The sequence below is a fragment of the Phocaeicola paurosaccharolyticus JCM 15092 genome (assembly GCF_000613805.1).
In the GTDB taxonomy this organism is placed as follows: Bacteria; Bacteroidota; Bacteroidia; order Bacteroidales; family Bacteroidaceae; genus Phocaeicola; species Phocaeicola paurosaccharolyticus.
On the sequence record NZ_BAJR01000030.1, the window covers coordinates 12,789 to 33,342 of the forward strand.

At 36.0% G+C, this 20,554-nt stretch carries 21 protein-coding genes and 1 pseudogene; 7 read left to right on the top strand and 15 right to left on the bottom strand.

Annotation, left to right across the window (positions count from 1 at the left end):
* Positions 1-85 precede the first annotated feature (85 nt).
* Positions 86-841, top strand: coding sequence for a TrmH family RNA methyltransferase (locus tag JCM15092_RS11445; RefSeq protein WP_024994780.1), 756 nt, complete (start codon positions 86-88; stop codon positions 839-841).
* A 70-nt stretch (positions 842-911) separates the two neighbouring features.
* Here the strand turns inward: JCM15092_RS11445 and JCM15092_RS11450 are convergent, their stop codons facing one another.
* The 7 genes from JCM15092_RS11450 to JCM15092_RS11480 form a co-directional block, all read right to left on the bottom strand.
* Positions 912-1,172 (bottom strand): hypothetical protein, encoded by a 261-nt coding sequence (locus JCM15092_RS11450; protein ID WP_024994781.1) that lies wholly within the window; start codon positions 1,170-1,172, stop codon positions 912-914.
* Positions 1,172-2,137 (bottom strand): DUF4296 domain-containing protein, encoded by a 966-nt coding sequence (locus JCM15092_RS15925; RefSeq protein WP_159101398.1) that lies wholly within the window; start codon positions 2,135-2,137, stop codon positions 1,172-1,174. The genes JCM15092_RS11450 and JCM15092_RS15925 overlap by 1 nt, the downstream gene beginning before the upstream one ends.
* 4 nt (positions 2,138-2,141) lie before the next feature.
* On the bottom strand, positions 2,142-2,774 hold the full coding sequence (locus JCM15092_RS11460; RefSeq protein WP_024994783.1) for a lipoprotein signal peptidase: 633 nt from the start codon (positions 2,772-2,774) through the stop codon (positions 2,142-2,144).
* A gap of 127 nt (positions 2,775-2,901) precedes the next feature.
* Entirely contained in the window at positions 2,902-3,282 is a 381-nt protein-coding gene (locus tag JCM15092_RS11465) for a TraR/DksA family transcriptional regulator (protein ID WP_024994784.1), read from the bottom strand.
* Positions 3,283-3,301: 19 nt separating this feature from the next.
* Positions 3,302-6,790, bottom strand: a complete 3,489-nt coding sequence (ileS, locus tag JCM15092_RS11470; protein WP_024994785.1) for an isoleucine--tRNA ligase — start codon at positions 6,788-6,790, stop codon at positions 3,302-3,304.
* A gap of 205 nt (positions 6,791-6,995) precedes the next feature.
* Positions 6,996-7,670 carry a bifunctional 4-hydroxy-2-oxoglutarate aldolase/2-dehydro-3-deoxy-phosphogluconate aldolase gene (locus JCM15092_RS11475; RefSeq protein WP_024994786.1) on the bottom strand — a complete coding sequence of 225 codons (675 nt, stop codon included), beginning with the start codon at positions 7,668-7,670 and terminating at the stop codon, positions 6,996-6,998.
* 11 nt (positions 7,671-7,681) lie between these two features.
* Positions 7,682-8,704 carry a sugar kinase gene (locus JCM15092_RS11480; RefSeq protein WP_024994787.1) on the bottom strand — a complete coding sequence of 341 codons (1,023 nt, stop codon included), beginning with the start codon at positions 8,702-8,704 and terminating at the stop codon, positions 7,682-7,684.
* Positions 8,705-8,876: 172 nt separating this feature from the next.
* Here JCM15092_RS11480 and JCM15092_RS15930 point away from each other — a divergent pair.
* Positions 8,877-9,945, top strand: a pseudogene (locus JCM15092_RS15930) (LacI family DNA-binding transcriptional regulator).
* Positions 9,946-10,200: 255 nt separating this feature from the next.
* Complete coding sequence (locus JCM15092_RS11490; RefSeq protein WP_024994788.1) at positions 10,201-11,505, top strand: Na+/H+ antiporter NhaC family protein; 1,305 nt, start codon at positions 10,201-10,203, stop codon at positions 11,503-11,505.
* Here the strand turns inward: JCM15092_RS11490 and lipB are convergent.
* Positions 11,500-12,165 carry a lipoyl(octanoyl) transferase LipB gene (gene lipB, locus JCM15092_RS11495; RefSeq protein ID WP_024994789.1) on the bottom strand — a complete coding sequence of 222 codons (666 nt, stop codon included), beginning with the start codon at positions 12,163-12,165 and terminating at the stop codon, positions 11,500-11,502. The two genes, JCM15092_RS11490 and lipB, sit on opposite strands and share 6 nt — an antisense overlap.
* Before the next feature lie 59 nt (positions 12,166-12,224).
* On the opposite strand from lipB, the gene JCM15092_RS15935 reads away from it, so the two are divergent.
* The gene (locus JCM15092_RS15935; RefSeq protein WP_051532545.1) at positions 12,225-12,656 is read left to right on the top strand and encodes a hypothetical protein; all 432 of its coding nucleotides are present in this window, start codon (positions 12,225-12,227) and stop codon (positions 12,654-12,656) included.
* Between the two features lie 145 nt (positions 12,657-12,801).
* Here the strand turns inward: JCM15092_RS15935 and JCM15092_RS11505 are convergent, their stop codons facing one another.
* From JCM15092_RS11505 to JCM15092_RS11520, 3 genes are all read right to left on the bottom strand, one after another.
* Complete coding sequence (locus tag JCM15092_RS11505; protein WP_024994790.1) at positions 12,802-12,975, bottom strand: BF3379 family histone-like protein; 174 nt, start codon at positions 12,973-12,975, stop codon at positions 12,802-12,804.
* Between the two features lie 336 nt (positions 12,976-13,311).
* A complete protein-coding gene (locus JCM15092_RS11515; RefSeq protein ID WP_024994791.1) occupies positions 13,312-13,941 on the bottom strand; it encodes a hypothetical protein in 630 nt (209 codons plus the stop codon).
* A 12-nt stretch (positions 13,942-13,953) separates the two neighbouring features.
* Positions 13,954-14,436 (bottom strand): RNA polymerase sigma factor, encoded by a 483-nt coding sequence (locus JCM15092_RS11520; protein WP_024994792.1) that lies wholly within the window; start codon positions 14,434-14,436, stop codon positions 13,954-13,956.
* A gap of 166 nt (positions 14,437-14,602) precedes the next feature.
* On the opposite strand from JCM15092_RS11520, the gene JCM15092_RS11525 reads away from it, so the two are divergent.
* Positions 14,603-15,187, top strand: coding sequence for a YqgE/AlgH family protein (locus JCM15092_RS11525; protein ID WP_159101399.1), 585 nt, complete (start codon positions 14,603-14,605; stop codon positions 15,185-15,187).
* On the opposite strand, the gene JCM15092_RS11530 is transcribed toward JCM15092_RS11525, so the two are convergent.
* The 3 genes from JCM15092_RS11530 to recR are packed head-to-tail and all read right to left on the bottom strand — an operon-like array spanning position 15,184 to position 16,786.
* Positions 15,184-15,714 (bottom strand): GNAT family N-acetyltransferase, encoded by a 531-nt coding sequence (locus tag JCM15092_RS11530; RefSeq protein ID WP_024994794.1) that lies wholly within the window; start codon positions 15,712-15,714, stop codon positions 15,184-15,186. The genes JCM15092_RS11525 and JCM15092_RS11530 overlap by 4 nt on opposite strands.
* Position 15,715: 1 nt before the next feature.
* The gene (locus tag JCM15092_RS15940; protein ID WP_034541965.1) at positions 15,716-16,162 is read right to left on the bottom strand and encodes a hypothetical protein; all 447 of its coding nucleotides are present in this window, start codon (positions 16,160-16,162) and stop codon (positions 15,716-15,718) included.
* Between the two features lie 6 nt (positions 16,163-16,168).
* Complete coding sequence (gene recR / locus JCM15092_RS11540; protein ID WP_024994795.1) at positions 16,169-16,786, bottom strand: recombination mediator RecR; 618 nt, start codon at positions 16,784-16,786, stop codon at positions 16,169-16,171.
* 71 nt (positions 16,787-16,857) lie between these two features.
* On the opposite strand from recR, the gene JCM15092_RS11545 reads away from it, so the two are divergent.
* Together JCM15092_RS11545 and yihA are read left to right on the top strand one after the other, a co-directional pair.
* The gene (locus JCM15092_RS11545) at positions 16,858-18,324 is read left to right on the top strand and encodes a sodium:solute symporter (protein WP_024994796.1); all 1,467 of its coding nucleotides are present in this window, start codon (positions 16,858-16,860) and stop codon (positions 18,322-18,324) included.
* Entirely contained in the window at positions 18,305-18,901 is a 597-nt protein-coding gene (gene yihA / locus JCM15092_RS11550) for a ribosome biogenesis GTP-binding protein YihA/YsxC (protein ID WP_024994797.1), read from the top strand. Before JCM15092_RS11545 ends, yihA begins: the two co-directional genes overlap by 20 nt.
* Before the next feature lie 276 nt (positions 18,902-19,177).
* Here yihA and spt read toward each other — a convergent pair whose 3' ends face one another.
* The gene (gene spt / locus JCM15092_RS11555) at positions 19,178-20,365 is read right to left on the bottom strand and encodes a serine palmitoyltransferase (RefSeq protein ID WP_024994798.1); all 1,188 of its coding nucleotides are present in this window, start codon (positions 20,363-20,365) and stop codon (positions 19,178-19,180) included.
* Between the last annotated feature and the right edge of the window lie 189 nt (positions 20,366-20,554).

A 20,554-nucleotide genomic window follows, 5' to 3' on the forward strand; every position in this document is an offset into this window, starting at 1 on the left:
ACATCACAATTGTACACAAAGATAGATATTAATTGAAAATATCTTATTAGCTTTGTTTTATAATATTGTTTTTTAACCGAATTATATGCTCAGCAAGAACAAAATAAAATATATTAAATCGCTTGAACTGAAAAAAAACAGAAAGGAAGAGAAAGTATTCGTAGCAGAAGGTCATAAGAGTGTTGATGAACTGCTTGACTGCTTTTCATGCAAGTTGATTGTAGCAACAAGTGAGTGGCTCAGTAGGCATGATGATATAAAAGCTCAAGAGATTATTGAGGTAAGTGATGATGAACTCGCTAAAGCGAGTTTTCTGAAGAGTCCTCAAGAGGTTCTTGCTATATTTGAGCAGCCTGAATATAAGTTAGACGTATCTCTTCCTAAGAATAGTCTTTGTCTGGCACTTGACGAGGTACAGGACCCGGGTAATCTTGGAACAATAGTACGTGTTGCAGATTGGTTCGGCATAGAGAATATATTCTGCTCTTTGGGAACGGCAGATATCTATAATCCAAAGACTGTTCAGGCAACAATGGGAGCTATATCGAGAGTAAAGGTTCACTATTGTGACTTACCTGCATTCATCTCATCACTTGAAGGTGTGAAGGTATATGGTACTTTCCTTGATGGAGAGAATCTATATGACTCTGCCATCTCTGAAAATGGGCTTATAGTAATGGGTAATGAGGGCAACGGAATAAGCAGCGAGATAGAGAAGATGGTAAACAGCAAGCTATTAATACCAAACTATCCTGTAGGAAGGACAACATCGGAATCTCTGAATGTTGCTATGGCAACAGGTATAATCTGTGCCGAGTTCAGAAGAAGGATAAAGAGATAAGTTCTGAAGGTTTATTTCAGCAGACTGATGTTTCTCTCTGTTATGATTGAATCCGAAGTAATATCTAAACCTATATATGCCAGGCATAACTGTTGCCGGAATATATACGGTTTACATTTTTATCTATAAATTCGCTGATTCTTAGATTGGTGAAATTGTCTATCTTATTGGATGGTGAGCATACAATCATACCTCCTATCCACTCTACTGCCTCTCTCTCAACCTGCAGCGGATAATCATTTACTATAACTCCATTTTCCAGTTCAATGACATGATTGATTAACCTTGTAGTTGCATCTTTTATTATGATATTTGCTGCTACTCTTCTCATCAGTTTACCTGTCTTCGTTTCCTTGGTGTTCTTGCCTTTATAGAAAGTGGATCGTTCTTCAGAGGCTGTATCTGATTAATCATAGAACTATCGACAGTCGTCGTTATTTTCTGGACTGAATCAAGCGTTGGCTTTTGCAATGTTTCAGTAGGCATAGTTTGCGCAGGATTTGATACTGAAGTTGTGTCATTTGCCGGTGTTACCGCATATTTGTTATGTATCTTCAACAGTGATATGTTATTTGCCAGCATACCTGATAATTTCCTGTTACCTTTATAATAGATAAAACCATTTACACTTCTTACTTTGTATGGTGCTACATTTGCACTGAGGAAGAGTGTACGATGACCTGAAAAATTGACCTCCTCTGTGCGGCCTACTACTGAATCATTGTCTAAGGTGATATTTACGCAGATGATTGCGATCTGTTTGCCTGAACTGAGGAAATGGAAATCACCATCCATTATGTACATATCATTTGCTCTGAATGATGTATCAGCAATAGTGGTGAAGAGAACCTTATTGGTCAATTCGGATGATGTAAGCCAAACAAGATCACTCTTATTCCATATATCTATTGTATCGCCTGAGAAACTCTTCTCTTTCTTAACATTAAGATTTGCTGTAGCATCCTCTAAGAGTTTACTGTTCTTTGCAAATCTCTTGTCGACATTCTTATAAATCTTAGTCAGCTCATCAGCATGTTTAGAGTACCACAACATAGATGAGTCGAACTTCTCGGATGTTATATTGTACTTTTCGAACACATACTTATTATATAGTTCTTTCTTATAATACTCATTGTATTGAAGTTCATCACCCATAACATTGGCAAGATGATAATCGTATAGAATATCCTCCATCTCAGAAGGATCTATAACATCATCAGGAATCTGCTTGCCGCAGCCAAAGAGAAATGTTGATATAAGAGCTATTGATATGAATATATGTGATCTATGAAACATCTTACTAAAGTTTTTTGTCTTTTGGATGAGAACCAACATTTAGCGTCTTGCTATAGAACAAGAGAAGAGCAATAATACCGCAGCTTATTGAAGCATCGGCAAAATTGAATATAGGACTGAAAAAGATGAAATGCTCACCTCCAATAAATGGTAACCATTCAGGCCAATTTGTGTCAATAATTGGAAAATAGAACATATCTACTACCCTTCCGTGAAGGAATGACTCATAGCCTTGACCGAAAGGTACGAACTTAGCTATGGATGTATTCGTACTTTCGTTGAATATCAAACCATAGAAAGCGCTGTCGAATATATTTCCCATAGCTCCGGCCAGAATAAGTGATATACAGACAATGAACCCTGTATTGTAATTCTTTTTGATAAACTTATTGAGATACCATATAATAATTCCTACAGCTACAATACGGAATGTAGATAGGAACAGTTTACCTATCAACTCCATTCCAAAAGCCATTCCGTTGTTCTCGGTGAAAAATATGTAGAACCAGTCAGTAATATGTATACTTTCGTGCCAGTACATATTTGTCTTTACCAATATCTTAATAACCTGATCTATGATCAAGACAGATAAAACAATAATAACAGCTATTCGCCCCTTAGTAAAAAATTTCTTCATTCTGCTTGTGAGATAATAATTTGCCTATCATTAAAATAAGAACAGAAAAACATCAACAATAGTCATAAGTGATTGACTATAGCATGCTTTTCTGTCCTTATATATTTAATCAGTATTCTTTCACTAATTATTTTTTTCCATCATTCTTTGCTTCAATACTCAATGTAGCATGAGGAACGGCACGAAGTCTCTCTGCAGGAATAAGTTTACCTGTTTCACGGCAGATGCCATAAGTCTTGTTTTCAATTCTTATTAAAGCAGCCTGAAGGCTCTGTATAAATTTCAACTGACGAGCAGCAAGGCGTGTAGTCTCCTCTTTTGAAAGTGTACTTGCACCCTCCTCCAATACTTTGTATGTTGGAGATGTGTCGTCTGTATCATTACCATCCTTATTCATGATACTACTTTTCAAACGGTCATAATCACGTTGAGCCAACTCTAGCTTTTCCATAATTATAGCACGAAACTCTTCAAGTTCAGCATCGGAATATCTCGTTTTTTCAGACATAATACTATATTTTAACAGGTTAATATTCTTTTGTAACTTCTATATAAAGATTGAAGTCATCAAAATTAAGTTCTGTACCATTTTGTATATCATCTACTAATTGCAATGAATTAGCCAGTACTTGATTACAAATATAACTATTATATTCATTTACCGCATCATCTGTATTATTGTTTTTGCTCAATAATATGCTGATTTTATCGGTAATTTCAAATCCACTACTCTTACGTATGTTTTGAATTCTATTTACAAGCTCACGAGCAATACCCTCTTTACGTAATTCATCTGTTATAGTAACTTCAAGAGCAACAGTAAGTTTGCCTTCATTTGTTACTAACCATCCAGGGATATCTTCGCTATATATTTCAACATCAGATGTTTCGATAACTGCAGACTCTCCATTCAGATCAAGAGTATATTTACCATCTCTCTCCAATTGTGAGATAGCTTCCTGTGACATTTCTGCTACGGCACCAGCTACAGCCTTCATCTGCTTGCCAAATTTAGGGCCAAGTTTCTTGAAGTCGCATTTTACTCTCTTAACTAGGACACCCTCTGCTCCATCAACGAATTTTATCTCCTTGACATTAACCTCGCTCATGATAAGATCCTTAACAGCATCAATATGCTCTTTCTGAGCCTGATCAACTACCGGTACCATAATACACTGTAGTGGCTGACGTACTTTTATGTTCACTTTACGACGAAGTGCTAATACCATAGATGTAACATCTTGTGCCATCTGCATTCTTGCCTCCAACTCTTTATCGATGAGAGACTCGTTACAAATAGGGAATTTAGCCAAGTGTACTGATACAGCACTATCACGACCTGTTGTTGATACAAGATCAAGGAAGAGACGGTCTGCATAGAATGGTGCTATAGGTGCCATCAACTTAGCTATTGTCTCAAGACATGTATAGAGTGTCTGATAAGCAGATAACTTGTCGGTTGACATAGCATTGCCCCAGAAACGTTTACGGTTCAGACGAACATACCAGTTACTAAGGTTGTCGTTTACGAAATCTGTTATAAGACGTCCTGCCTTTGTTGGCTCATAATCGTTAAGACATGCGTCAACATTCTTTATAAGTGAGTTAAGTACAGAGAGTATCCATCGGTCAATTTCAGGACGATCTTCCATCTTAACATCAGCCTCACTATATGTAAAGTTGTCCACGTTTGCATATAGTGCAAAGAATGAATATGTATTGTAAAGTGTTCCGAAGAACTTTCTTCTTACTTCGTCAACACCTTCAGTATCGAACTTAAGGTTGTCCCAAGGAGAAGCGTTGGTAATCATATACCAACGAAGTGGATCGGAACCGTATTTATCAATTGTATTGAATGGATCGACAGCATTACCAAGACGCTTAGACATCTTGTTACCATTCTTATCCAATACTAATCCGTTAGAGATAACTGCCTTGTATGATACACTGTCGAATATCATAGTTGCAATAGCGTGAAGTGTGAAGAACCATCCTCTAGTCTGGTCAACACCCTCAGCTATAAAGTCAGCAGGATATACATCCTTATTATCTAAAGCATCTTTGTTCTCGAATGGATAGTGTATCTGTGCATAAGGCATAGCACCTGAATCAAACCATACATCAATAAGGTCTGTTTCACGTTTAAGTACATTTCCGCTATTTGATACAAGAACTACATCATCAACGTATGGACGGTGAAGATCTATCTTGTCATAATTTGTCTGATTGTATTCACCAGGAACAAATCCCATGTCCTTATAAGGATTAGATTTCATAAATCCTGCTGCTACAGATTTTTCAATCTCATTATATAGCTCTTCTACAGAACCTATACAGATCTCTTCGCCATCATCATTACGCCATATTGGTAATGGAGTACCCCAATAACGTGAACGGCTTAGGTTCCAGTCATTAAGATTCTCAAGCCATTTACCGAAACGGCCTGTACCTGTTGACTCAGGTTTCCAGTTGATTGTCTTGTTAAGTTCAATCATTCTCTCCTTGCAAGCAGTAGAGCGGATAAACCAACTGTCTAATGGGTAGTAAAGAATAGGTTTATCTGTACGCCAGCAGTGTGGGTAGTTGTGTACATGCTTCTCAATTTTGAATGCCTGATTGGCACCCTTCATCATCATGCAGATAACAATATCAAGAGATTCTGCATTCTGTGCAGCTTTCTCATCATATTTACCATCTACTGTGAACTGGGGATCGTATGCATTCTTAACCCATGCACCCTGATATTCTTTATATTTCTCTACATCGACACACTCTTTTACGAATCTCTCGTCTAGTTCGTCAAGCAGATAGAACTTACCTGTAAGGTCAACCATAGGACGAGTCTCACCCTTCTTATTTATCATGAAGAGTGAAGGGATACCTGCCGCACGTGCAACGAAGGCATCGTCGGCACCAAATGTTGGAGCAATATGTACTATACCTGTACCATCTTCTGTTGTAACATAGTCACCGGAGATTACTCTGAAACCGTCATTACTTGGAGTCCATTCACCCTTCTCGTTTACAGAGACAGGCTTAACCCAAGGGATGAGCTGCTCGTATTCTATTCCGATAAGGTCTGTGCCTTTGTACTCACCTACTATCTTGAATGGTATCAACTTATCACCCGGCTTATAATCTTCAAGTGCTATCTCCTCAGCTTTCTTGTTGAAGTGAGTATAAAGCAGATTCTTAGCAAGAACTACAGTAATAGGTTCGCCAGTGTAACTGTTGTATGATTGTACTGCTACATAGTCAATCTTTGGTCCGACACATAGTGCGGTATTTGAAGGAAGAGTCCATGGAGTTGTTGTCCATGCTATAAAATATGGAGTACCCCACTGTGCCATCTCTGCTTTAGGGCTCTTCATCTTGAACTGACCTACAACAGTTGTATCTTTTACATCGCGGTAGCAACCAGGCTGATTAAGCTCATGAGAGCTAAGTCCGGTACCTGCTGCCGGAGAATATGGCTGAATAGTATATCCTTTATATAGAAGACCTTTGTTGTAAAGCTGCTTGAGCAACCACCAAAGAGTCTCAATGTATCTGTTATCGTATGTGATGTATGGATTTTCAAGGTCTACCCAATATCCCATCTTATGAGTCAGGTCTGCCCACTCCTTAGTGAATTTCATGACATCCTTACGGCATGTTGCATTATATTCAGCTACAGAGATAGTCTTGCCGATATCCTCTTTTGTGATGCCGAGTGACTTTTCTACACCAAGCTCAACAGGAAGTCCATGAGTATCCCAACCTGCTTTTCTCTTTACCTGAAAACCTTTCATGGTCTTGTAACGACAGAATGTATCTTTAATGGTACGAGCCATGACATGATGAATACCAGGCATACCATTTGCTGAAGGAGGACCTTCGAAGAAAACAAATGAAGGTGAGCCTTCGCGTTCTGTCATACTCTTGGCGAAAACATCGTTTTCATCCCATTCTTTCAATACATCTTTATTGACCTGTGAGAGGTTGAGTTGAGAGTGTTCTGCAAATTTCTTACTCATAATTATATGTTGATTCCTTATATTTTACTATTCTTCAAAATTTAAGGTGCAAATTTACAAGAAAAAAAACAGATATAGAAATATTGCAATAAAAAAGAGACCGAAATAATCGGTCTCTTCATTCTTCATTAGTAAATATAGCAAATAGCTACCTCTGTTTTGAATTCATCCACTAACATTGAACAGAGGCATGCTAATATGGATTCTACTTGTTTGCTCTAGCCTCGCTGATATAACCTAAAGCCTCTTTACACTTGTCGGTTACATATTGCCAATCCTTAGCAGCTACCTTATCATTTGGGAACAGCTTAGATCCCATTCCTACACAGAATACACCTGCTTTAACCCATGATGTAAGGTTTTCCTGTGTTGGTTCAACGCCACCTGTAACCATAAGTTTACTCCATGGCATAGGTGCTAATAATCCCTTAACAAGTTTTGCACCAAGTACATCTCCAGGGAATATCTTGCATAGATCACATCCTAACTCCTGTGCTGCACCTACTTCAGATACGCTTCCGCATCCTGGAGTATAAGGAACAAGGCGACGGTTGCATATCTTAGCAATCTCAGGATTGAACAATGGGCCAACTACAAAGCAGGCACCAAGTTGTATATATAAAGCTGCTGTAGCTGGGTCAACAATAGAGCCAACACCCATTGCCATTTCTGGACACTCTTTAGCAGCAAACTTTACCACCTCAGCAAATACTTCGTGAGCAAAGTCACCTCTGTTTGTAAATTCAAAAGCTCTCACACCACCTTCGTAGCAAGCTTTTACTACATTCTTTGCAACTTCTGCATCTTTATTGTAGAAAACAGGTACCATACCTGTTGTGCCAATCTTATCTAAGACAGCTAATTTATCAAATTTTGCCATAATATATCTATTTATCTTTGAACGCGACCACTTGCATCACCACCAGCCAAAGCTTCAACTTCAGCAACCGATACAAGGTTGAAATCCCCGTTTATTGTATGCTTAAGAGCTGATGCTGCAACGGCAAACTCAAGAGCTTCACCTTGGTTTGGTTTAGTGAGCAGTCCATGAATGATACCACCTGAGAATGAGTCGCCACCACCAACGCGGTCTATGATTGGCTCAATGTCGTAATGTTTAGATTCATAGAACTCTTTACCATTATAAATCATAGCTTTCCAACCATTGTGACTTGCTGAGTATGACTCACGAAGTGTTGAAACAACATATTTGAAACCAAACTCTTTAGCCATCTCCATGAAAATACCTTTGTATCCTTCAGCATTTGTCTCTCCTGCTTCAACATTTGCATTTGGCTTGAATCCAAGACAAAGTTCTGCATCCTCTTCATTACCTATACATACGTCAACATACTGCATAAGTGGTTTCATGATAGATTGTGCTTTCTCTTTTGTCCAAAGTTTTTTGCGGAAGTTAAGATCGACTGAAACAGTTACTCCATGTCTTTTTGCAGCTTCACAAGCAAGACGAGTTAACTCTGCAGCTTTATCAGATATAGCAGGTGTGATACCTGACCAATGGAACCAATCTGCACCTTCCATTATTGTATCGAAATCAAAGTCTTTAAGATCAGCCTCTGCTATAGCTGAGTGTGCACGATCATAAATAACCTTACTTGGACGCATTGATGCTCCTGACTCAAGATAATAGATACCTACTCTATCACCACCACGAGTAATGTAATCTGTCTTAACACCATATTTTCTCAAAGCGTTAACTGCAGATTGTCCAATCTCGTGTGTTGGGAGTTTTGTTACGAAATATGCATCGTGACCATAGTTAGCACAGCTAACAGCCACATTTGCTTCACCACCTCCATAAACAACGTCGAATGAATCAGACTGAACGAACCTGGTGTTTCCAGGAGTAGAGAGTCTGAGCATAATCTCTCCAAGGGTAATAACTTTTCCCATTTCTTATAAGTATTTTTTATTAATTTAAATTTGTTGCCTCATGTTTTTTGCAAAACGCACATCGTGTACGCACACAAAGATATAGTATATTTTTTTATTACCAAAAATATGTTATATATTTGTGGTATAATTTTTTGATCTAGATATTTTATATACTAACACAGAATATTAGATAAATAAGATGCCCGAAAGAGTTAGAATTAAAGATATTGCACAGTTAGCAAACGTTTCTGTAGGTACTGTAGACAGAGTAATACATGGAAGAAACGGAGTTTCTGAAAGCAGTAAAAAAAAGGTTGAAGAGATTCTTGAGAAACTCAATTATCAACCAAATATGTATGCCAGCGCTTTGGCAACAAACAAAAAATATCATTTTGCTTGTATTGTTCCTAAACACTCTGTAGGTGAATATTGGGAATCTGTTGAGGAAGGAATGAAAAAAGCAGTATCTGACTTTTCTGACTTCCATATAACTCTGACAATAGTATATTATGATCAATACAACTTCAACTCTTTTCTGGATGTAGCTAATCAGGTTATTGATATCAAACCTGATGGTATAATCCTCTCGCCTACTACAGCATCTATCACAATGCGCTATATTGAAGAGGTCAAGAAACTTAATATACCATATATATTTATAGACTCAAACATTGACGGACTTCAACCTCTTGCCTTTTTGGCCAAATTCTGAGAAAAGTGGATATTTTGCAGCTAGAATAGCAATGCTTATTGCTGAGAACCCTAAAAAGATCGTTATTTTCAGACAGATAACTGATGGTCGACTTGGTTCAAACCAGCAGGAGAAAAGAGAAAATGGATTCAGAAGGTTTATGAAGATGAACTATCCATGCTGCAAAATAATGGAACTGAATCTCTCGGCTAATGATTTGGAGGAGTATAAAGCGTTGATGGATGAATTTTTTATACTAAATCCGGATGTTGAATGTGGTATAACCTTTAATTCTAAAGTATATCTTGTTGGTGAATATCTTATGTCTAATAAGATAAAGAACTTCAAACTAATAGGTTATGACCTTCTTGATAGAAATGTTATTTGTCTGAAAGAGGGATACGTAGATTTTCTTATTGCACAGCAGCCTATTACACAAGGATACAAAAGTATAGAGAGCCTCTGTAATCACCTAATATTAAAGAAGGATGTGAAAAGAGATAATTATATGCCTATAACACTTCTTAATAATGACAATCTGGAGTTCTATCTGGATTCTGACAAATAAAAACAAAATAAAGAATGCGAAAGCTACATTATCGACTAGATTGATAATGTAGCTTTCGCTTTCTCTGATTTGATAGTTTATAATCCTCTACTTAGTTGATTCTTTAATTTATAAAACTGCACTTTACTCTTTAACTGCCAGTCCCTTATCATTTCTATTTCAAAAGATACTATAAATATGAAATAAGGTTCTCCTATATCATATTTATCTGTAAGCAATTCTTTTTATATCTTTGCAGCTAATTTTGAAATAGTTATGAATAACGATAATATAAACGACATTAAGTCTAAACCCAACCTGTTGGCATTAACACCTCTTCTGGTATTCCTTTGCCTCTACTTAGTAACATCTATAATTGTAAACGACTTCTATAAAGTACCTATAACGGTAGCTTTTCTAGTATCATCTATATATGCCATTTTTATTACTAAAGGGCTCTCTATAAACGAGCGAATTTGTCAGTTCTCATCGGGAGCAGCCAACCAGAACATCATGCTTATGATATGGATATTCGTTCTGGCTGGTGCATTTGCCCAATGTGCAAAGGATATAGGTGCTATAGATGCTACAGTGAATATGACATTGAAATATTTGCCTGGTAACATGCTTTATGCAGGAATCTTTATTGCTACCTGCTTCATATCACTATCTATAGGAACATCAGTGGGTACTATCGTAGCTCTTGTTCCTGTTGTGGCTGCTATAGCCTCAAAGACTGGAGCAGACATGGCATTTATTGTTGCCATCGTTGTAGGTGGTGCCTTCTTTGGTGATAACCTTTCTTTCATTTCCGACACTACTATTGCTGCAACACGTACTCAAGGTTGTGGTATGAGAGATAAATTCAGAGCAAATTTCCTGATTGCTCTTCCTGCTGCTATAGCAGTATTGATATATTACCTATTCGCTGGAGCAAATATGTACTCTACAGCAGAGGTTGGTGATATTGAGTGGCTAAAGATAATACCATATGTAGTGGTTTTAGTCACAGCTATTGCCGGAGTTAATGTGACTCTTGTTCTTCTGCTAGGAATACTTTCAACAGGAATTATTGGTCTGTTGACAGGTAGTATCACTATGTTTGGCATATTCAACTCACTGGGTATTGGAATTGCCGGAATGGGTGATTTGATTGTTGTAACGCTACTTGCCGGAGGAATGCTTGAGCTGATACGATTCAATGGAGGTATAGAATATATCATTATTCTACTTACACGCCATATCAAAGGTAAAAGAGGTGCTGAGTTGTGTATAGCTGCCCTTGTAAGCGTTGCCAACTTATGCACAGCCAACAATACTATTGCCATAATAACTGTTGGCCCTATAGCAAAAGATATTGCTAAAAGATACAGTGTAGATAGCCGAAAGAGTGCAAGTATACTTGATACCTTCTCATGTGTAATTCAGGGATTAATACCTTATGGGGCGCAGATGCTTATTGCAGCGAAACTCGCTAATATGTCACCGCTGAATATAATAGGATATTTATATTACCCGATAGCTATAGGAATTATGTCAATACTGAGCATTATATTCCGTTACCCGAAGAGATATTCATAATCTCTTTTTGGTGATGTTTGTTATCAATCTTTCGTAAAGAATATTTGTAACCTCTTTAATATCCACTTCGTGACCTAGCTCTTTCTGTAAAGAGGTTACACCTTTATCGACAAAACCACATGGATTGATATAGCTGAAATAATTAAGATCTGTATTTATGTTGAATGCCAATCCATGCATAGTAACAAAGTGGCTGCACCTTACCCCTATTGCACAGATCTTTCTCTCGCTACTTTTTCCCTTATCAAGCCATACACCTGTGGCGCCGTCAACTCGTGTTGCCTCTATGCCATAATGAGCACAAGTTTCAATAACAGCCTGCTCTATCTGATAGATATAATCTCTTAGTTTCAGGTCAAACTCTTCTATATTAATTATTGGATAGCACACTATCTGCCCGGGGCCATGATAAGTAATATCTCCCCCTCTGTCGATATGATATATTGATGCACCTATAGATTCTATAAATGAATTGCTCATAAGCATATTCGACTCTTTGCCACTCTTTCCTATAGTATATACATGTGGATGCTCTACAAATACAATATGATTTGTATAGCTACTTTTCTCAAGTTTTGAACGAACGAGGCTATTGAACAGTTCCTCCTGTCTCTTCCATGCTATTTCATAAGGTACAATACCCCAATCTTCTCTTTTCATTTATTTAAATATTATAATAGCAAAAATAGTCTATCTTTGTAAATGTTAAAAGAAATCAGATGAAAAGAATACCTTTATTTATATTCATTTTTTTAGCCACTTCTAATCTCTTTGCCCAAGATGTAGAGAAATTAGATAAGGATCTCAAAATCAATATTGATGATTTGGTAATACCTGATGGCTATCTTCTTGATATGAGGTCTATCTTGCCTGCACCGCCTACTCTTGCAGTTCCTGCTTTTGACTGGAGAGAGATGAAAAAAGACAATCGATTTGATGAAACTTTCTTCTATAGGAAGAATGTAAAATATGGGAGGTCGGAATATTACTCGTTATCCGACAACTTTTCTCCGTTTGGTTTCGGTAATAGTACTACTCTTAATAAGGCAACCTATTCTCTAAGAAATGGTATGAAAATTAATACATACGGAGAGTATGATGCCGATGGTTACAAAAGGAATAATCCATCTGCTTCCTTGGCAAAAGAATAATTTCAAAGGGGCTTTCGAAATGAAAACAAAAAATGGAAGTTTTGGAGTTCGCGTTGAGGTACAAAGAGGAAGAGATAATCCATTCTGATAAAAAATAATAGCTGCTTGTTTTAAGCAGCTATTATTTTTATTTATCAATAAATAATTACTTAGAAGCAGCAAGAGATTTTTTTCTAAACTCTTTCATTAACTTTTCGATGTCAAGTGATGCTTTACGAGCACGTGTACCTGCTGTTTTGTTACCTTTCTCAATTTGAGCTTGAGCATCTTTCTGGAAAGCTTCTGTAAGTTCTGCAATTTTAGCAACTAATTCTTTCATAATATATATGTTTTTTAAAAATTATTAAATCGAACCAAAATAAATTATTTTTTATCAATAATCATACTCACAGAGCCTTTTTTACACGCGGTTTTAACAAATTTTTCTTTTTCATCTGTCTCTTTTATTACAAAAACGGAGAAATTCGTAAAAACTACCTGTGTAATTGGTTGGAAAAGCATTTTTTTGAACGAACAACATACTTCACATCATTGTTATAATAATAAGTTTTCATAATATTAGTTTAGAACTATGGGAAGTAATTGTTTGGGATAAATCATTACTTTATTGAAAATCGTTTTATAAAAAGAGGGAAAAATTTTCCCTCTTTTTATATTAGTTTTCTTTATTATCTTTTAAATCATCTATAGCTTCTATGATTTTTATAATCTCATCATTTGTCGATTGCATCTTTTTATATATAAAATATGCAATAACCAATCCTATCACTCCACCAATACCCATTCCTATAGTACAACCATGAACTAATCCATTGTAAAGTTCGGTGTTTGGGACTCCTGTTAAATGACACATGTCATAACCTAACCAAAATAACCATATACATGTAAGTAAAAATCCAAATAATGTTTGGTAGCTACGCATTTTTTTCATCTTGATGAGTTTCTTCACGGTCTGCATTAAGTTGTTTTTTTCGTAATCCGCAGGTTTCATTGATGATATATTTATTCTGTAATCCATATATATATCAGCTACACAGATTAGCAATATATATATATAGCTATAGAATGGTAAGTTAAACATAACATATATTCCGGACAACATTATTGCTAGAATAGGAATAACTATAACTTCACCTATAATGTATTTCACTATCCACGACATCTTACTCTTCATAGATGATTTTAAAAGCTTCTCATTTACTATGTCTTGTTGATCAAGCTTTTCCTGAAGAATATTTAGTTGCTGACGCATCTCTTCGAGTTCTTGTATATTATTTTCTTCCATTGCTCTTGATATTTATTCTATTGACATATTTTTTAATTGTTCACGTATTCTAAACATACGTACAGTTACATTCCTTGTTGAGATTCCAATTATCTGCCCAATCTCTTCATACGGCATATTCTCCAACCAGAGCAGTACTATGGCTCTGTCGAAGGGTTGTAATTTACTTATCCTTTTATGGAGTAACTCTATCTGTTTGTTTGATTCATCATTGCTTTTATCAAACAGATCGATATCCATACTCAAAGGTATCGTGTCATCTCTCTTCTTCTTTCTTGAGGAGGAGATACATGAATTCAAGCTAATTCTATATATCCATGTTTTCATATTGCTCCTACCCTCAAATTTCGAAAGACCTTGCCATATATTGATAAGTATATTTTGGAAAAGGTCATTTACTTCCTCTTTATCATTAGAGAACATATAACACACTGTAAAGATAGTACTCTTGTTCTCTTTAATGATTTTAGAGAAATAGGCTTCGCTAGCTTCCATTTTGTTGTTGATTTCTGTATACATCTAATTAGACGTGACATATTATGAATTATTACAAAATTATCTATTTTTTTTACACACTATAAGAATTATTTCAAATTGATTTATTGAAAAGACAAATTTTATTGTTTTATTAGCATAAACCTCTTGGAAAAGATTTATGGATATGAAGATTTTTCAAATAGAAGCCAATGATATTGTTCCTTGCAAAGGAAGAATACTTATTTCATCACCATTTTTGATGGATTATAATTTTAGTAGATCAGTTATATTGTTAGTCCAGCATAGTGATGATGGAAGCATGGGTATTGTCATCAACAAGGGACTCATATATAATATCACTCTAAATGATATATTTCCTGATATAAAATCAAAGGTGAAAATTCCTCTATTTAAAGGTGGCCCTCTTGCGAGAAACTCACTCTTTTATATACACAAATTAGACTTTATTCATAATGCTATTCCTCTAGGTGATGGGGTTTTCATAAATGGAGACTTCAATGATATAATGAACTATATTGACAGAGATGATTATAACCAAAATAACATAAAGTTTTTCTGCGGCTATGCAAGCTGGCAGATAGGACAACTTCAGCGTGAGATAAATGAAAATTCATGGATAGTAAGCTCAAGTAACCGTGAACTGATTTTTGATGATAAACCTAATGATATTTGGGGTATAAGTCTTGATTCTTTAGGTGGCAAATATAGTATATGGGCCAAATATCCTAAATATCCTATATTGAACTAGCTCGGATTTACCTTCTGTACCAACATTGCGTTGTAATATTTGCCGTAAATCTTTCCCCAGTCAATAATTTTTGCTGTCTCACGGAAGCCACATCTGTCAAATAACCTTCTGCTTGCCAGATTCTCTTCAGCAATATATGCATATAGCATATGTATGCCCAAGTTAACAAAACAATGCTCACTGAAAATAGCGAGTATCTTTTCACCTATTCCTTTATTACGGAATTCTGGAATGACGATAATACCTATCTCAGCCTTATTTGCAAAGGGTTCATAGTTGAATATATCTACAATGCCAATTACTCTCTTCTCTTTGTTCTCAACGAGAAGGCGCAGCTGTCTGTCTTCATATATATTATTTGTGCAACTTTCGATATACAGTTTCATCTGGAACCGGGAATATGGGCCTGCTGCTTCTGCGTTGCTGCTCCATTGTTCAGCAGCATTTTCAAAAGTCAACATACAATCCAGATCTTCAGGTTCAGGAGCTCTTAGGATAAAATCTGATGTAGAGAGTTTTCCTATCATATTACTGTTCAATATCAAGTTCGTTAAGTATTTTCTTCTTATCGGGTACACAGAAAAGAGATGCAATCAGAGCCATAGATGCGCAAAGTATACCTGTTGTATCCATAGTCATATAGTAGAATGATATATTCAGTATAGCCGGGATAAATAGAAGTCCCAGACGTATCTCGCTCCATTTCCTATAGCTTTTCATGGCATCATCAATAGAGAGGTTACGTATACGGTTCACTAATGAAAGGGAGAATAATTTTAGTGCTAAAGGGATAAGAATTACTGAGAGAAGAATTCCTACTGTATAAAGTATATACTTAATCTTTACATCATCGGTATAAATACCCTCTTGAATAATGTTGCTTTCGTAAAGTGGAATAAGTGATAACGATCCTATCCAGAAGAAAGAGTACTCTATCTTTAATGTAGCAAGCAGTTTGTCAATTTTTTCATTCATAATAATCTATTTTGTTGTATTGAAAGGGGTTCTGTTTATTATAGAACGTCCTAATGTTATTTCGTCAGCATACTCCAATTCATCACCAATTGATATGCCTCGTGCAATTACCGATAATATCACATCTACATCTGCAAGTTTGCGTGAGATGAAGAAGTTTGTTGTGTCACCCTCCATAGTGGTGCTGAGTGCCAATATAACCTCCTTAACCTCATCTCTTTTAGATCTCTCAATAAGACTCTCTATTTCAAGGTCAGAGGGTCCTATTCCATCCATTGGTGATATAATACCACCCAGGACATGGAAAAGTCCGTTGTATTGCTGTGTTGCCTCAATAGCCATAACATCCCGTATGCTCTCTACAACACATATAGTAGATCTGTCTCTGGATTTGTTGGAACATATAAGGCATGTATCAGTATCTGAGATATTGTGGCACTCTTTACAGTACTTAACCTCATTTTTTAATGTTATAATAGAGTTTCCGAAGGATTCAACGCTCTTTTTTTCTTGCTTAAGTAGGTGAAGGACAAGTCGCATAGCCGTCTTCTTTCCTATCCCCGGTAGTTTTGCAAACTCTTCTACAGCTTTTTCGAGTAGTTGGGAAGAATATTGTTGGTTCATTTGAAATCACATTTAATATGGTGCAAACATAAATAAATTAAGTGATTTTGACTATTTTGCAGCAAAATTATATGAACGGAATATATATACTGCTAATTATTATCTTTTATTTTTCAGTTCTTCTTTTAGTATCTTATCTCACTGGAAAGAATAGTGGGAACGCTGCTTTTTTTCAAGGTAACAGAAAATCACCTTGGTATATTGTCTCTTTTGGAATGATAGGTACCTCTATATCAGGAGTAACCTTCGTATCAGTACCCGGCATGGTGGGCTCTATAGATATGACATACATGCAGACCTGTTTCGGATTCTTTTTCGGATATATTATTATAGCAAAACTATTATTGCCACTATATTATAAATTAAATCTTATATCAATTTATACATATTTAGGTGACAGAATAGGAAGAAGATCATACAAGACCGGCTCTTCGTTTTTTCTTATCTCTAAAATTATTGGTGCAGCAGCAAGGCTGTACCTTGTATGCCTGATACTACAGGAGTTTGTATTTACTCAGTTCAGTATACCTTTTCCTATTACAGTAACAATTATTGTACTTTTGATATGGCTCTATACAAGACGTAGTGGTATCAAGACAATTGTTTGGACTGATAGCTTACAGACGTTATGTCTGCTGTTGGCTCTTGGCCTTATTTTATTTCAGGTATCTACCAAGATGAATTTGGGAACTATGGATATGATAAATGTAATTAGAGATAGTGACCACAGCAAGATTTTTGTTTTTGATGATTGGCACTCAAAACAGAACTTCTTCAAACAGTTTTTCAGCGGTATATTTATTACAATAGTTATGACAGGTCTCGATCAGGACATGATGCAGAAAAATCTATCATGTAAGGACTTGAAATCGGCACAAAAGAACATGTATTGCTACGGCATCTCTTTCGTACCAGTTAATTTTCTATTCCTCTCTTTGGGGATACTTCTGCTTATATTTGCATCGCAGAATGGTATCACTCTTCCTAAAGCCGGTGATGAGATTCTACCTATGCTTGCTGTAGATGGCTATCTTGGATTCGGAGTACTGGTATTCTTTACTATCGGTATTATTGCTGCTGCCTTCTCTAGTGCTGACTCTGCTCTTACAGCTCTTACAACAAGTTTCTGTATTGATATTTTAGATATCTCTAAACTTGATGAGAAAAGTGCAGAGAGAAAGAGGAAGAAGATTCACTTTATTATGGCAGTGATATTCATTATATGCATCATACTTTTCAGAATTATAAATGATAAGAGTGTAATAGATGCTATATATACCATCGCCTCTTACACATACGGTCCACTTCTAGGACTCTTCGGGTTCGGACTCTTTACAAAGCTTCACCCAAGAGATAAATATGTACCTTATGTGGCTATCTCCTCACCTATAATATGTTTTATAATCGATACTTTAATATATGACTATACCGGTTATAAATTCGGATATGAGATGTTAATGTTCAACGGATTTATTACATTTGTAGGATTATGTTGTTTAAGTATTAAAACAAAAAATAATGGATATATTAAGTGCTGATTTTGTTATCAGCAACACTAAAGTTGAAAAATGTCCACAAGATGGATTACCAGAATATGCTTTTATAGGTAGATCGAATGTGGGAAAGTCTAGTCTTATAAATATGCTTACCAAAAAGACTAAACTTGCCATGACATCGTCTACTCCCGGAAAGACTTTGCTTATAAATCATTTTCTAATAAATAAGCAGTGGTATCTTGTTGACTTGCCAGGTTACGGCTATGCATCAAGAGGAAAGAAAGCTGTTGAGAAGATTCAGAAGATTATAGAGGATTATATCCTTATGCGTGAGAAGATGACGTGCCTCTTCCTTCTCATTGATATACGTCTTGAGGCTCAGAAGATCGACCTAGAGTTCATGGAGTGGCTTGGAGAGAATGGAATACCTTTTGCTATAATATTCACTAAGGCAGATAAACTCACCATTTCGCAAGCTAAGAATAATGTGAATACCTATTTGAAGAAACTCACAGAACAGTGGGAAGAACTTCCAAAGTACTTTGTATCTTCAGCAGAGAAGAGACAGGGAAGAAATGAGATACTAGACTATATTGATGAGATAAACAAGAGTTTATAAGGCTTATTATCTGTGTTTCAAAATCTGTCGTGATTGGTTAATCAATGAATCGTGATCGGTTAGTCAATTAATTATGATCGGTTGAACAGTTTATCATGATTCATTTCCTGAACAATGAAAATAGTTGATTCTGCATTTCCTTTGCATGAAACAAAGAAATATCATTAATCAAGAAGAAATAGAATCTGTAAAATCACCAAAGTTACGGAGTGAGACGTTTATAACAACAATATATACAAAAAGAGGTTGCTTTCATAAGCAACCTCTTTTTCTGTTTTATTTAATTATATCAAGCTTTTTGAACGCTTTAGTCAAATGTTCAACAGCATAATCAATCTGTTCTTTAGTATGAGTTGCCATCAAAGCTACTCTAACCAATGTATCCTGAGGAGCACAAGCTGGTGGAATAACCGGATTGATAAAGATACCTTCATCGAATGCAAGTTTAGTCACCTCGAATGTCTTATCTGCATCGTGAACATAAAGAGGAATAATTGGACTCTCTGTTTCACCGATTTCAAATCCTGCAGCGCGGAATTTCTCAAGAGCATAGTTTGTAATGTCCCAAAGATTCTGTCTACGTTGTTTATCTTCCTGAATGATATGAAGAGCTTCACGAGCAGCAGCAGTAGCAGCTGGAGTGTTACTTGCAGAGAAGATATAAGAACGAGAATTATGACGAAGCCAGTTAATAGTATCTTTGTCAGAAGCAACAAATCCACCGATTGAAGCAAGTGACTTAGAGAAGGTGCCCATAATAACATCAACTTGATCAGTCAATCCGAAGTGGTCGCAAACACCTCTACCATCTCTTCCGAATACTCCTAAACCATGAGCTTCATCAACCATGATTGATGCATTGTACTTCTCTTTTAATCTTACAATTTCTGGAAGATTTGCTAAATCACCCTCCATAGAGAATACACCGTCAACAACGATAAGTTTTACAGCATCCGGCTTACATTTCTGTAACTCCTTTTCAAGAGCAGCCATATCATTATGCTTATATTTTAACTGAGTTGAAAATGAAAGACGACGACCATCAACTATAGAAGCGTGATCTCTATCATCGCATAAGATATAATCATTTCTGTCAGTCAAGCAAGATACAACACCTTCGTTTACAGTGAAACCTGTAGAATAAACGAGTGCTTCTTCTTTTCCAACAAATTCTGCTAATTCTTTTTCTAGTTGTACATGTAAATCTAATGTACCGTTGAGAAAACGTGAACCTGCACATCCTGTACCATATTTGCGAGTAGCTTCAATTGCGGCATTGATGATTCTCTCATGGTAAGTTAGACCCATATAAGAGTTGGATCCAAACATTAGGATTCTCTTACCATCCATGGTTACTTCAGTATCCTGTGCACTGTCAATTTCACGAAAATAAGGGTAAACGCCTCTTTCCATAAAATATTGAGGCAATCTAAATTTACTTAATTTTTCCTGTAATAATCCCATATTAAAGTTTGTGTTTTGCAAGTAATATAATGTACTTACAATAGAAAATGTATGAATTTTAAATACATTCTGCTTTCTAATCTTTATTGCTCAAAAAGCAGGCTGCAAATATAGTGAATTAAAAATATTTCTGAACTTTTTTTTTTAAAAAACTTTATATCATTCAAAAGATGCATTTTGTGATTTCCC

What these genes read in the sequence shown, in the direction of transcription:
- JCM15092_RS11445 (WP_024994780.1), top strand. Translation starts at nt 86, where the DNA reads ATGCTCAGCAAGAACAAAATAAAATATATTAAATCGCTTGAACTGAAA.
- JCM15092_RS11450 (WP_024994781.1), bottom strand. Translation starts at nt 1,172, where the DNA reads ATGAGAAGAGTAGCAGCAAATATCATAATAAAAGATGCAACTACAAGG.
- JCM15092_RS15925 (WP_159101398.1), bottom strand. Translation starts at nt 2,137, where the DNA reads ATGTTTCATAGATCACATATATTCATATCAATAGCTCTTATATCAACA.
- JCM15092_RS11460 (WP_024994783.1), bottom strand. Translation starts at nt 2,774, where the DNA reads ATGAAGAAATTTTTTACTAAGGGGCGAATAGCTGTTATTATTGTTTTA.
- JCM15092_RS11465 (WP_024994784.1), bottom strand. Translation starts at nt 3,282, where the DNA reads ATGTCTGAAAAAACGAGATATTCCGATGCTGAACTTGAAGAGTTTCGT.
- ileS (WP_024994785.1), bottom strand. Translation starts at nt 6,790, where the DNA reads ATGAGTAAGAAATTTGCAGAACACTCTCAACTCAACCTCTCACAGGTC.
- JCM15092_RS11475 (WP_024994786.1), bottom strand. Translation starts at nt 7,670, where the DNA reads ATGGCAAAATTTGATAAATTAGCTGTCTTAGATAAGATTGGCACAACA.
- JCM15092_RS11480 (WP_024994787.1), bottom strand. Translation starts at nt 8,704, where the DNA reads ATGGGAAAAGTTATTACCCTTGGAGAGATTATGCTCAGACTCTCTACT.
- JCM15092_RS11490 (WP_024994788.1), top strand. Translation starts at nt 10,201, where the DNA reads ATGAATAACGATAATATAAACGACATTAAGTCTAAACCCAACCTGTTG.
- lipB (WP_024994789.1), bottom strand. Translation starts at nt 12,165, where the DNA reads ATGAAAAGAGAAGATTGGGGTATTGTACCTTATGAAATAGCATGGAAG.
- JCM15092_RS15935 (WP_051532545.1), top strand. Translation starts at nt 12,225, where the DNA reads ATGAAAAGAATACCTTTATTTATATTCATTTTTTTAGCCACTTCTAAT.
- JCM15092_RS11505 (WP_024994790.1), bottom strand. Translation starts at nt 12,975, where the DNA reads ATGAAAGAATTAGTTGCTAAAATTGCAGAACTTACAGAAGCTTTCCAG.
- JCM15092_RS11515 (WP_024994791.1), bottom strand. Translation starts at nt 13,941, where the DNA reads ATGGAAGAAAATAATATACAAGAACTCGAAGAGATGCGTCAGCAACTA.
- JCM15092_RS11520 (WP_024994792.1), bottom strand. Translation starts at nt 14,436, where the DNA reads ATGGAAGCTAGCGAAGCCTATTTCTCTAAAATCATTAAAGAGAACAAG.
- JCM15092_RS11525 (WP_159101399.1), top strand. Translation starts at nt 14,603, where the DNA reads ATGAAGATTTTTCAAATAGAAGCCAATGATATTGTTCCTTGCAAAGGA.
- JCM15092_RS11530 (WP_024994794.1), bottom strand. Translation starts at nt 15,714, where the DNA reads ATGATAGGAAAACTCTCTACATCAGATTTTATCCTAAGAGCTCCTGAA.
- JCM15092_RS15940 (WP_034541965.1), bottom strand. Translation starts at nt 16,162, where the DNA reads ATGAATGAAAAAATTGACAAACTGCTTGCTACATTAAAGATAGAGTAC.
- recR (WP_024994795.1), bottom strand. Translation starts at nt 16,786, where the DNA reads ATGAACCAACAATATTCTTCCCAACTACTCGAAAAAGCTGTAGAAGAG.
- JCM15092_RS11545 (WP_024994796.1), top strand. Translation starts at nt 16,858, where the DNA reads ATGAACGGAATATATATACTGCTAATTATTATCTTTTATTTTTCAGTT.
- yihA (WP_024994797.1), top strand. Translation starts at nt 18,305, where the DNA reads ATGGATATATTAAGTGCTGATTTTGTTATCAGCAACACTAAAGTTGAA.
- spt (WP_024994798.1), bottom strand. Translation starts at nt 20,365, where the DNA reads ATGGGATTATTACAGGAAAAATTAAGTAAATTTAGATTGCCTCAATAT.